The sequence below is a fragment of the Vibrio penaeicida genome (genome assembly GCF_030689305.1).
Lineage (GTDB): Bacteria > Pseudomonadota > Gammaproteobacteria > Enterobacterales > Vibrionaceae > Vibrio > Vibrio penaeicida_B.
Map to the genome: position 1 here is coordinate 1 of NZ_JAUYVM010000014.1, position 12,210 is coordinate 12,210.

Sequence of the window (12,210 nt, forward strand, 5' to 3'; positions counted from 1 at the left end):
TCACCACCGCTCTAACCATCATAAAGGATCAGATCGCAAGACTCGAAAAAGGTTCAACTGATTTAGGCAACAACGCCACGTTCAACTAAACACAAATAGCACCTCTTGTTCGCACGGTTACTTCATTGACAAATCGAGCGCGGGATATGAATCAACATTGAGCATGCTTTTAGCAGCGTATCAGGCAAACACACCTGTCACACTTTACGCCAACCCAGAGAAGAAGTGGAATGGCTCAGGCAGTTCAGTATGCGAGCTGTATAGCGTCGTTTACTCACGGTAAACCATTCAAAAACTCGTGAATCAATCAATTACGGAAGGATCTATGTTTAAAAAGGCTTTATGTATTTCCACAATACTGTTTTTTGGAAGTGCGAACGCAACACCTTATTCCCAAGACACCAACACAGTGGGAAAGATCTTCGCTAACCCCAATGGTGCTATTGCGCTGCAACTAAATGGAGGGTTTCCCAACGCAATTCGCTCCAATCAATGCCCTGGAAACAATGGATGGGCAGGTGTCGCTAAGTCTGACGATGTCATTAAATCTATGATCCTTACTGCAAAAGCATCTGGGCATAAGCTGACAGTAACAATACAAGGCTGTGAGGGTGGCTGGTTCAAAATAAAGGATTTGTATCTAAACTAGTTCGCTCTCTCCACTATCAGCGTATGGTCCTCGTTTAAAGGACAATACCATTGCTGAAGAAGTGGCTGATTGAATATCAAAATAATGAACAAAGCCCCAAAAACATGTTTGGGGCTTAAGTGTCTTAATATTGCCACGATTCGTTTAAATTAAAACTACTTCGCACCTGCAATTACACTGCGTTCGCGGGATTCAGAACGATGTAAGTAGGTGACTTTAACGCTGGCTTTCTCTACCAAATCGGAAGCCGACTTGGCACTGTCTGCATCGAATGTAACGGTAGCTTTGTACGTCTTAGTCGAATCCTGAATCGCTCTTACCTGTTCTTCAAGCTTAATCACCGAATCGATATAGTTTTGGATAAGGATACCGACCATATCGCGGCTAATACCTTCTTTCACCACCATACGCATAACAGCAATTTGCGGTGTTTCTACTATTTGCTCTTGCGTTGGTGGGCGCTTTTCAAGAGGCATTGAAAATGCAGGTACCACCCAGCCAAACTGTTTCAGCTTGTCTGAAACATCATGGACGGAGTAAATATAGTTTTTGGTATCGTCATTCGTTAACGGCTGATCATCATAAGTTAGATTCAATCTAACAGCTGATGCTGGGAAATATTCTGCGTGATTAACCACTTCAAATATCGGTTTGTTTTCGAATATTGTCGTCATTGGTGCGTCGTCACCGGCTTCTTTATCTTGCTCTGTAACCGTTAACCTCAAAGATCCTAACCCTGCTGATAGATCCTGAGCAAGAGACATTAAGTTTTGAACCACGGCGCTGTAACCATGCTTACCTAAACGTAAGAAGTTATAGTATTGAGCCAGCACCATCGAACTGCCACGGGAGAAGTTTAAGCTGTAGGTGGATTCATCAAATCCAAGCACATTCGTTGTAACGAACAGTTTTTCTGGGATCTCGTGGAAGTCTTTCCAAAGCGCCCACCCTACCCCTGGATAAACTAAACCAAACTTATGCCCAGAAACATTCATGGTTTTTACCTGCTCTAGTTTGAAGTCCCATTTTAATTCGGGTGTTTCGCTGTGATCACGGAAAGGTTCGATAAAACCGCCACTGGCTCCGTCAACGTGTAAAGGAACATCCAAACGACAATCTGGATCAGGGTGATTTTTAAGTTCGACCAACACGTTATTGATGGCTTCAACCGGATCGTTTTGCCCTGTGTAGGAAGTGCCCATCACCGCAACAACGCAAGTGGTGTTTTCATCCACTGCTTTTCTGACTTCTTCTGCGGTAATAACGTAGTTGGTTTCTTCCGTGATCGGAATCCACTTGATGTCCACATCAAAGTATTGTGCGTATTTTACCCACGTAATATGTACATCCGAGCCTATTACAATGTTGGGTCTATCGTAGGAAAGCCCCTTCGCTTTGCGGTTCTTTTTCCATTGTTCTTTATGGGAAAGGGCGCACAGCATTAGTGCTTCTGAAGAACCAATAGCCACCGTTCCCCACCCACTTGGAATGTCTTTGTTATGTGCCAGTTCTTCCGCTGTTTTCATGTCGTTGGGTGCGTTAAACAAATCAAGCAACATTCGCACACAACGCTGTTCAATTTCCAACGTTCGGTTGTACACCTCACCATCAATATAGTTCTTACCCAAGTTGTCTTTAATGAGTTGGTTGGCTTCTTCATCCATCACTGTTGTCACGAAAGAAGCCATGTTCAATGTTGGGTTTCCATCCAATTGAAGTTCATCTCGGATAAAGCGATACACCACTTGTGGATCATGCTCCATTTCAGGCATTTTGTTATTGGGTGTCTCTTCACGGAAAAGGCTGCGACCATACGTTGGAGTATTCGCAGTTTGGAATTTTATGTCTTTTTGATTTCCCATCACTAGCTCTCTGATTGCGTTGTTTACATTGGATTTCAACTGAGCGTAGGAAAGGAACGTTATGAACTCAAGCTCATAGCTGTGTATTTATTCAAGTCATAGAAGTGATCTCAAAACAAGAGTGTAGGGTGTTCCCCCTCAGTGAGATACTAATTTTGCTGGGCCTGGGATTTCAATGAAAAAAGTCGTCCCTTGCCCTTTTTCACTCTCACACCTTATCGAGCCGTTTATCCTTGCCAACACATTGAACACAATGGAAAGCCCTAGGCCCGTCCCACCGTTGTTTTTGGCGGTACTGAAAAATGGGTCGAAAATCTTAGGCAACGTCTCTTCATCTATACCGTTCCCATTGTCTTGAACCATGATGGTCACTTTATCTTCTTGATAATCGCCCATGCGTATCACAACTTTTGGGCTTTCAATGTTTTCAAAAGCATGGTTTTTAGCGTTAAGCACTAAGTTCGAAATTGTGTGATATATCGCGCCAGAATCTGTTTCCACTTCAATATTTTGAATATTTTCCAAATTAACATCCACGCCCTTCATATTAGGGCTAATTGCCAAAATGGTATCTTTGGTTTTGTCTCCGATATTCAAGCTCTCTATCAATGGTTGTATATTGTCGGATGAAAGTCGTTTAAAGCGTTGAATAATTTCGGCGGCGCGATGGAGGTTTTTGATAAGAACTTGTGTTGTTTCAATTGAAGAGGAGACAAAATCAGTCAGATGATTTTTGGTCAGTTGACCACTTTCAACACGCTCTCCTAGCTTACTTGTACTATTTTCTATGAGCGTAGATGACGTAATACCTATTCCAATAGGCGTGTTAATTTCATGCGCTACACCGGCCACTAGCTTACTCAATGAGGCCTGCTTCTCTGCTTCAATCAGCTTCCCTTGCACCGTTTTTAACTTGGAAATGTTGTCTTCCAACTCACTGTTTTTCTCTGTGACCTCTTGAATGTGTGCTTTCCGTTCATCAAGCCTTTTCTTCACTAAATTCAATACATAGAACAGGATAACTTTTAGAATGACGGCCTCGGTGACCGTGGTGAGAATCACCGCCCAAAATGCCCATTTCGAATCTTCACCCGCTTTATCGTATATCACCTCACTGATATCCACGAGGTGGTTATTGTAGGCGGCTACGTCCGCTATTAATTTGTCGTAAGCGTTTTTTGCATCCGTCGTAATATGCATAAATTCCGCAATACGAATGTTGTCGTCGGAATAGTTGATAGTCAGTAACACCGCTTCTTTGTACTCCGCCCAAGATGAACGTATTTCTTCAGTGACAGCCAGTAACTCTTGATGTGAATTTTGTTCCGCTCGATAGTTTTCTATCGTCACGTTTATCGCTTTTGTCTCTACTTTAATTTTCTCAATGATCTCTGATTTCGCATTACGATTGGGGGCCATTACAAGGTTCATGGTTAGCTGCCTAAGCTCGGCTAAAGGCTGCGTCAATTCCGCGTTGTTTCGGCTCACCTGAGCAACAGAATCATGAACTTGTTTGATGGAGTTATTCACGCCATTCATACTGTAGACGTTATATATCCCTTGCAAAATCAAGACACTGGTTGTTGCCAGAAACAACACTAGAATTTTCTTTGATAAGCTGTCTCCCGCAAACGCGCCCATATTACTTGCCCTCTGTCGCCGTAATCTCTATCGGGGTTTTGAGTTCTTCCGGATACGGGGTGTCGCCTCGAACCGACCAATGAAAATCGCTCACCTGTATTTCCCACAACGGGAAAATAGCGGAGGTTCTTGGTTTAAATACCACTTCCTTGTTGATAGCAATGGTGTTGTATGGACTCGGCAAACTGAGTTGATAGTTCATATGCCTTATGTATTGCAGAAGATTGGATAAAACCGTCGTGTACTCTGTTGAGCTATAAGGCGTAGAAATAAACTTAGAGACATGCGCTTCCAACTCTTCCTCGGGCGGGGTAGTGGACCAACTTGAAGCCGTATCAAAAATAAAGAATGAGACCCAAGGACTTCTGAACCAATCAAAATTGGGCCACAAGACAATGTCGAATTGAATGGAATTGGTATTGTTATGCGCACCGATGGCATTGCCGAACATTTCCGATTCAGATTTGGCGATGATGAACGTCACTTCAAAGTCATACTTTTCAATAAAGAATTTTATATCCTTCAAGATGTATTGCATGCTTCGCTGAGCTAAGAAGCGAATTGGGATCTTTTGATCTTCTTTAAACCCATGTTTCTTTTTGTATTGGCTGATGATGTTCTGCAGATCTGTTTTACTTCTCATCGGGCGGTTTCCATCTTCTATTTTATCGAGCGCCTCTTCCATTCCAAAGAGTTGTTCTGCAACAGATACGTAAGTGCTCACTCCCTCACCGTTCATAGAGAGAGAAACCAGCGACTCTTGATCAATAATTTCATTGATCACTTCGCGAATTTCTCTTTCGCGGAATATAGGGTGCCCGTTGAAGAGGTTAAATCTCGAAATATAGGTATTGGTAGATTGGAGACGGCTCAGCTTAGAATATGGAGCGAAAATGGTTTCTACTTCATCAGAAAACAAGACGGGAGTTATGTCGATTTCACCTTCAGATTGCAGTGTTTTTTGTTTCGCTTCTTCTTGCGACATGCTCATAAAGAGTGTGATTTTTTCGACTTTAGGTGAGTTTTCATCCCAGTAATGTGGATTAGCGACTAGTGTTGCGGTATCGGTTCTTCGATCCCCTTCTATATACCCTTCCTTCAAAATATACGGGCCTAAACCATAAGGTCCGGCTTCCGCCAAGTTGGGACAAAAAGGCTTACCGTTCCAACCAAATTTCTTAAGATATGGCTCGGTATAAAAATGAAGCCATATGGCGTCGTACATTAGCAGACCGTAGTCCTCGCTTAGATGGAAACGAATCTTATGCTGCGAAACCTTTTCAACTTTTTCTAATATTTTATGGAGCTTGGTAAACGTATACGGCTTCTTCATAAAATAGTCGATGTTCATCAGAACCGAATCAGCATCAAAAGGCGTTCCATCCTGAAACTTAACCCCTTTTCTTAGTTCGAACTCATAAAGACGTGGCGACAAAATGTTATGGCTTACGGCCATGTCATATTCCCAGCCTTGCTGGTTATTGGCAGGTCTTACCAAACCGGCGTTAATCGAGTGAGAGCTGGCAATATAAGGAAGGTTGGGTAAATAAACTTTGGCGTGCGAGCCCGCTCGGAAACTGTTTGTAATAGAGTCTACACTGGTGTCTTTTCTAAACTGCTGTTTTGCCTCGCTTGTGGGCGAGGTAATGGAAATCACAACACATAATGTAACGGTCGATAACTTGGTTAAGCATCTAATAAAATTCATATAACAGCCTTTCAACTTGGATATTTGTTCATTAGCGAAACGCATTCATCATAAATTCCAATAAAAACGTCACATAACGTTGGATCGAAGTGCTTAGATTTTTCTTGATGAAAATAGTGGGTAATGTCGTCTTTCGATTTAGGGTCGGGGCTAGACCTTTCCATCATCATGGATTCGAAAGCAGCGGCGATGGCAATGATTCTTCCCTCAATTGGGATATCGCTCCCTTTCAATCCGGAGGGGTAACCTGAACCGTCCCATTTTTCGTGGTGCGTTGAAGCAATAACAGAAGCAGTTTGCAGCACTTCAAGAGGAGAGCCCGACAATATTTCCCCACCTATAGAAGTATGAGATTTCATGACTTCCCATTCTTCATTCGTCAACGTATCGGATTTAAAGAGAACCTCATCAGGGATGGCAATAGTACCTGCATGGTACAGCGGTATAGCTGATTTGATTCTGTGGGCATGTTCTTCTGTTAAGCCGGAGTGAAGTGCCAGAATGTAAGACACCAAAGAAAGCCGTTGTATATGGTTTTTGGGTTCTTTGCAGCGTTCAGTAATCACTTCACCAAACCGATAAGCAGCCTCTCTTTGTGTCGCTATCATTTCCTCTAATAAAAAGAACTTATCGTATGCAATAGACGCACTTCTAATTAGTATTTCTATTAGCTTTCTATGGCTTTCAATATTATGCCGCGGCAAGTTGATTGAAATAATGCCTAACGAATTTCGAACACCCAACGGTATGACAAACTGAGAAGGTGAAACCTCTACTATTTGACCGTTGAATTGGAAACTGTCCACATCCCGGTTATCCAAATAGCGAGTAAGTGGATCGCCAATTTCAGCACTCTTTTTATCCGTAGATGAAACTACAGTCCAATCTCCATCAACAGGAGAGGCACAAAATCCAAAACCGTTGGCGCTTTCTAACCTAAGGACAGAAACCAGCTGTGCAAGTATGCCTTCCAACCATGTTTCAGCAGTATTTTCTTCAAAAACATTTGATGTTAAATTTGATATGACTTTTAACGCTTTCTCTGAATGTTCAGTCGTCAGAATATCGTTGTAGGAGCGTACAGCAGAAAAAACCGTTGTCGTTAGGCGAGTCGAACTCAGCTCCGTCTTATTTTTATAATCGTTAATATCGTAGTTATGGATTACTGACTCTTCCGGCGCATCGCCTGGTTGCCCTGTTCTTAGAATAATACGGCTATGCCTATTCCCAAGATCCTCACGCACCCATTTAGCAAGATCCAACCCTGCTTGCCGCGTTTCCATGACAACATCAAGCAGCAGCACAGCAAAGTTCTCATTATCCAGTAATTGCTCTTTCGCTTCCTTGGCGGAGTAGGCGTGAGAAAACCTGAACTTATGATCTAAGAACTCACTGTCGTTAAAAACCATTTTAGTCACATCATGGATATCCTGTTCATCATCAACAACAAGGATATCCCAGTAGTCTGCATTACTAGGTTTCTCAACTTCTTCGGGCTGGGCAAAACAAAAATTATCATCACTCATAACAGTCACAAGGTTGAATTTTGTAAGGAAAGCCAATTTAATTTAATGTTAAATATGTTGTTCTTATTATTTATTAACTTATTATCTAGGTTTAGAATAAGACCGACCAAAGTTCAACACAGAGACCTGTATTAGAGATAATTAATTGAGCCTTTCAGACTAATGTGATGAGCTTAATCGAGTAGGAATTTCTCGAAAGATTTGTTCTTACAGGCATTGCTAGGGTCTGTTGACCTTTCGAGCTGATTTTTGCAGCAATTTGTGGGTTATTTATACGGGGCAGCGCTTATTCGGTGTCGTCGCTCTACATCGACATCGACATCGCCCTTTTCGTAGCGAACCCTTTTCATTTGCCACAAACAAAAAAGCCAGCCTTTAAAACAAAGACTGACTTTTTATCATTCCGAAGCTTTTAGAGGTTAGTTGCTGTCTGAAACCATCATAATCGCGTAGTTTGCACCAGCTTTATTGGGTTCTTGAGAGTATATTTCGCCATGTACAGTATTCAAAACAAGTACTGCGTCACCCGAACCAACAGGTGTTGAACTCCAAATCGTTCTTGTTGTGACAACATCTTTATCAATGAAATTAGGAAATGCCTTAGAATTTAACATTGGTGTATGGCAACCTTTTTCAATCAGTGATTGTAGCTCTTTGATATTAGGTAAACCCCAGTTTGTCACACCCGCAAATTGATAGAGTGAATCTAAAGGCGAATTAGCGATGTCATTAGCTCTTTGAAGTGCTGGTTGCCATAAGAACTCTGCTGACTTTCCGCTACAAGAAGATTGCGAAGCATCCCATGTTTTGCCTACAGGACACCTCATCCAAGTTAGACCTGTCTTCAAATCCTTTACAATGCCGGAATCCTGAACAACAAACCTGGAATTCGGAGCTGAACGACTGATGTTTGGGCTACAAATTTGAGCGAACGCACTTACGGAAGTCAGTAATAAAACTGATAAAATCAACCACTTTTTCATTATTTAGTCTCCTTATTCGCAACCAAACGAGTTGGGAAAATCCAAGATTCGGATGTGTCATCTGAATAAGAACCTGTAAAAATCCCATATTCATCGAATGCTATTGTGCCCAAGCTCCAAGCAAGTTTTCTTATTTTTCCAGTGTAAGAAGCCGCATGTGTTGGGCTCACTAGGTGAACATAGCTAAAGTAAACCACCCCATCTTCCTCCTCACGGTAACTGTTTGCGTAGAAGCTGTCAGACCAAACAATGCCGTGTTTTAGGTAAGGTGCCTCATCTTCTGAGCCAATAGTTTGGTTAGGGAAGTACTTCATATTCAGACCCGCAATCACCTCACCTGGATCACTCGGCGCTTTATTCGGAAGAGGGCTAGTACTGCTAAAATCTATGATTCCATACAGCTCATCTCCCGTAGGCAAACGCCAAGTAGATAAACCGCAGATATTTCGTTTACTTAACTCATCAGCGTACTGCTGAGTCGTACAAATTCCGTCGCCAGTAGTCTGACAAGTAGCCGTCAAAACGTCGCCTTTATTAGAAGAAATACGATCTTTGATTTCCAAAGCAAACAGGCGATCTAAATGCTGGATAGAGGAGGTATCATTAGATTTCACTTCCCAAATCAATCCGGTGCGTTCATCGGATACGCAAGACCATTCAGTGGCGTCATCCGCCAGCTCGTTACCCTGAGCATCCAATTTTGTGAATTTAAAACCGTTACCAGTGTTAGCCTGCTTATCGGTGACATCAAGACCATACATAGCATCCTGACCTGGGTAATCCGACGGGTTTTCGGTCTGGTTTTCAGTGTTTGAAGCGTCCGAGAAAAACTTAGTCAGACCCGTATCATTCAATGGCTGCAAAGTGAATTTGGCTTTTGACAGTTCAGTTACTGCTTTAGCTAGCTCTTCAGCCGATGCGTTAGCTTCCGTCAACGCTTTATGGTCTGCTAGCGAAAGTCCAGCGGATGCCAGAACGCTGGAACGGTTCTCATCACCTGCTGCTTGAGACAGTTTTACTACATTCGCTTCAAGTACGCTTAGATCGTTGGCGTTTAGGTTATCCAGCAAAGAACCTGAAAGAGTGATGTTTGCACGCTTAATTTCGGTTTCTACCTGAGAAACTGCCTGAGTCAGTGTTAAACCATTATCCATTGCACCCGAGATCAGCGTCGTGATGCCATTGATAACGTTGTCGCTTTTCAATCGACGATTCGGTGCAGCCAAAACAGTCTGGCTTCCCGCTGAGGCAGGGCTAACAATGCTTAATGCAGAAGCTTGCGCCACACCTGTGTCCATCACCGCCAAAATGGGAAAATCATAAATACTCAGGCTGGTACTGGTGATGGTAAAAGCGCCATTACTTGCAGTTGTGCTCGCCTCGGACGCATCACAACGGTAGTTTTGGTTTGCATCCACACATACTTTTGCGCTGGCAGGGACATTGGCTGTCGTAATGTTGCCAGACAAATTATAAGTCGGAAGGCTGGTTGAGCTGGCAGAATCGCCGCCCGAACCACCACAACCGGCGAGCAGGAGAGCTGCCGAAAGCAGGGTCAGTTTTGTTTTCATAATGAACTCTTAGTAGTACTTGCGGTTCCGAAGCCAGGCTCCGGTAAATAGAATGAGCAAACTTAGCCAGGCAATGGACGCCCCGCTTGAAGAATGCGTCGTCGACGGCTTTTTATTGTTGTCTGTCGCCTTGTTCTCACATTGATACCCACTCAGTTCGCTGACACCCCATTTTAATAAGGTGCCTGTGTCCTGGTGTGCAAAGTCGGTGATCTCCAGTCGCCAGATGCCATACATACTGGTTCCTTTCAGGGCATCTAACTCTTTAGAGTTGCCCGCAGCAAAGTAGCGTTTGAACGTGTTACCGCTGCTGTATTCATGCGGCTTAATTCGGATAACAACGTTATCTGGGCTGGTCAGCTTGAGTTCGATATCGGTAAGCTTTGCGTGCTCCAATTCGAAATAAATCCCAAGGTTGTCTGAAATGTTTTTTTGAGCGTATACGTCATAGCTGAACGACTTAACGCCTAAATTATTGTTCTGGTCCGCATCAGGAATAGAAGCGTTGACGGAAGTGACTGGTGTGACAAAGTTCGGCTGTCCGTAAACAAGCTGCTCTGTATGCTGCCAGCGACGAACCGATTGGTTACTCGTTACCAAATATTGAACGTCTAAAGCCAATTCAAAAGGCTTCGCACAAACACCATCCGACAGACCGGAAACATGAATCGTTTGTATGGCTGAACTGGCATCAGAAAAACTGACCTCTTTCGCCAAATCGGTACGGGCTACACCGTCGACACGGCTTAGTGATAAGTTACGCAGAATCTGCAGGTCAATACCATGCTCTGGATCGATAAATTTAGGTGTATTGACTACGCGAAACGGTTCTTTAATCAGCCCGTGAATATCGAAATTCGCTTTTAGGATCTGAGCGTATTCCTTACCCGAATACAGTTTGTTGGCAACAAAAATCATGCTTTCTGCCAGATCGTGCATTTTCATACCGCGACCTAAGCCATACATGGATTGCAGCACAATGGTGTCAAACTCCGAGAAAGCGACCTGTCCGTATTTGGCGACCGATTGTTTCAGCGACTGGAACAAAGGGGTTGACCAAAGCTCGTCACCCAGTTCTCCGCCCACATATTCGTGTGGTCGGTATTCACTTCTTTCAAAGTAGCGAGCACGCTGATTCCACAAGCTTCGAGTATTTTTCTTGAAACCAAACACCCCATCCCAGTTAGCGAAGGTATCCAATTCAAAAGATTCGCCCTGAACATACTGAATACGGTAGCTGTATGATCCTGCCCAGTAGTCGCCAAAACCTTCTCCGATAGCTCCGGTATGACCATAGCCCCAGTCCGGTACAATCTGATAGTGGATCCCGTGCCCCAGCTCATGGATAACCACATCGGCATCTAGTGCATCTGGCGAGCCTGCAATACCAAACATGGTCGCTTTAGGACCGAGATAATACGCAGAGTTATCCTGCGACAGCCCCCTTCCATCAAAGCGAACAGGTTCAGAAAACAAGTCAGAACCCAGTGAAGACAAGTATTGCAGCGAATGATCAAGATGATAAAACGCCATAACCTGCGCAAATTCCGGCATGTTATAGGTGACTGAACTCAGTGCGGCTTCAGAAGCAAATTCAACAATACCTTCCTGAGCCAGAAACGAGCTGGTGGGGCTGGTTTCCCAAACTCCAGTGTCCGCGTTTTTCTGTTGCAGCTCCTTCGCATCCACCTGACGCACACGCTCATTAGCCAGATACAACTTGCCACCAGATTCAAGAACAGATACGGGCTTACTCACATACCGAATCGAGTGAGGGTAATCTTCTAGGTTTTTCCACAAAGTATCGGGCTCCGGAACCTTATCCATGGTACGAAGATCTGGGTTGAACACATTGACGTTCACCGACTTGATAGAACCGGTTGCCAGCTGTGGCGGCTCCAGTGCTTCAAGACGCCTCGGATTTTCCAGTTCAACCGCCGTGGTGACTAACCCGTTTCGAATCACAGTATCTTCTAAGCTTTTGAAAATACGGGCAACGCGTTGATCGTTGTCCGTATTCAGAACGACCGTTCTCTGATGTTTGTATTCACCATCCACCAGCACATCAAAGTTATAGTGCTTGCCAAGCTTACTTTCGGTAACGTAACGCAACCGGAATGAACCAACATCAGCATAGCGCTGGCTCACGTAGTTCAGTGCTTCGCCATCACTGGTCACTGTGGCTGCATCGCTCGGGTAGTCCCACTCCCCTGCCATAGCAGATGAGATGCTGGCGCAAAGTAGGGTCGGCAATAGGTACTTTTTCATCA

General features: G+C 43.8%; 8 protein-coding genes. 1 reads left to right on the forward strand and 7 read right to left on the reverse strand.

Annotated elements, in window-relative coordinates:
- Nucleotides 1-325: 325 nt before the first annotated feature.
- Entirely contained in the window at nucleotides 326-649 is a 324-nt protein-coding gene (locus Q8W40_RS19810; RefSeq protein ID WP_305399651.1) for a hypothetical protein, read from the forward strand.
- A gap of 155 nt (nucleotides 650-804) precedes the next feature.
- On the opposite strand, the gene Q8W40_RS19815 is transcribed toward Q8W40_RS19810, so the two are convergent.
- The 7 genes from Q8W40_RS19815 to Q8W40_RS19845 all read right to left on the reverse strand — a co-directional run bounded on the left by Q8W40_RS19815 (nucleotide 805) and on the right by Q8W40_RS19845 (nucleotide 12,208).
- Nucleotides 805-2,511 (reverse strand): glutamate decarboxylase, encoded by a 1,707-nt coding sequence (locus Q8W40_RS19815; protein ID WP_305399653.1) that lies wholly within the window; start codon nucleotides 2,509-2,511, stop codon nucleotides 805-807.
- A gap of 138 nt (nucleotides 2,512-2,649) precedes the next feature.
- Nucleotides 2,650-4,152: a sensor histidine kinase gene (locus tag Q8W40_RS19820; RefSeq protein ID WP_305399655.1), complete on the reverse strand. Its 1,503-nt coding sequence runs from the start codon at nucleotides 4,150-4,152 to the stop codon at nucleotides 2,650-2,652.
- Between the two features lies 1 nt (nucleotide 4,153).
- Nucleotides 4,154-5,860, reverse strand: a complete 1,707-nt coding sequence (locus Q8W40_RS19825) for an ABC transporter substrate-binding protein (RefSeq protein WP_305399657.1) — start codon at nucleotides 5,858-5,860, stop codon at nucleotides 4,154-4,156.
- An 11-nt stretch (nucleotides 5,861-5,871) separates the two neighbouring features.
- Nucleotides 5,872-7,386 (reverse strand): HD domain-containing phosphohydrolase, encoded by a 1,515-nt coding sequence (locus Q8W40_RS19830; RefSeq protein ID WP_305399658.1) that lies wholly within the window; start codon nucleotides 7,384-7,386, stop codon nucleotides 5,872-5,874.
- Nucleotides 7,387-7,805: 419 nt separating this feature from the next.
- Nucleotides 7,806-8,369 carry an Lcl C-terminal domain-containing protein gene (locus tag Q8W40_RS19835; RefSeq protein ID WP_305399660.1) on the reverse strand — a complete coding sequence of 188 codons (564 nt, stop codon included), beginning with the start codon at nucleotides 8,367-8,369 and terminating at the stop codon, nucleotides 7,806-7,808.
- The gene (locus Q8W40_RS19840; protein WP_305399662.1) at nucleotides 8,369-9,940 is read right to left on the reverse strand and encodes an Lcl C-terminal domain-containing protein; all 1,572 of its coding nucleotides are present in this window, start codon (nucleotides 9,938-9,940) and stop codon (nucleotides 8,369-8,371) included. The genes Q8W40_RS19835 and Q8W40_RS19840 overlap by 1 nt, the downstream gene beginning before the upstream one ends.
- Before the next feature lie 9 nt (nucleotides 9,941-9,949).
- Nucleotides 9,950-12,208 carry a proprotein convertase P-domain-containing protein gene (locus Q8W40_RS19845; protein ID WP_305399663.1) on the reverse strand — a complete coding sequence of 753 codons (2,259 nt, stop codon included), beginning with the start codon at nucleotides 12,206-12,208 and terminating at the stop codon, nucleotides 9,950-9,952.
- Between the last annotated feature and the right edge of the window lie 2 nt (nucleotides 12,209-12,210).

Excerpts from the sequence above, each read along its gene's own strand:
- Q8W40_RS19810 (WP_305399651.1), top strand. The coding sequence starts at position 326 with ATGTTTAAAAAGGCTTTATGTATTTCCACAATACTGTTTTTTGGAAGT.
- Q8W40_RS19815 (WP_305399653.1), bottom strand. The coding sequence starts at position 2,511 with ATGGGAAATCAAAAAGACATAAAATTCCAAACTGCGAATACTCCAACG.
- Q8W40_RS19820 (WP_305399655.1), bottom strand. The coding sequence starts at position 4,152 with ATGGGCGCGTTTGCGGGAGACAGCTTATCAAAGAAAATTCTAGTGTTG.
- Q8W40_RS19825 (WP_305399657.1), bottom strand. The coding sequence starts at position 5,860 with ATGAATTTTATTAGATGCTTAACCAAGTTATCGACCGTTACATTATGT.
- Q8W40_RS19830 (WP_305399658.1), bottom strand. The coding sequence starts at position 7,386 with ATGAGTGATGATAATTTTTGTTTTGCCCAGCCCGAAGAAGTTGAGAAA.
- Q8W40_RS19835 (WP_305399660.1), bottom strand. The coding sequence starts at position 8,369 with ATGAAAAAGTGGTTGATTTTATCAGTTTTATTACTGACTTCCGTAAGT.
- Q8W40_RS19840 (WP_305399662.1), bottom strand. The coding sequence starts at position 9,940 with ATGAAAACAAAACTGACCCTGCTTTCGGCAGCTCTCCTGCTCGCCGGT.
- Q8W40_RS19845 (WP_305399663.1), bottom strand. The coding sequence starts at position 12,208 with ATGAAAAAGTACCTATTGCCGACCCTACTTTGCGCCAGCATCTCATCT.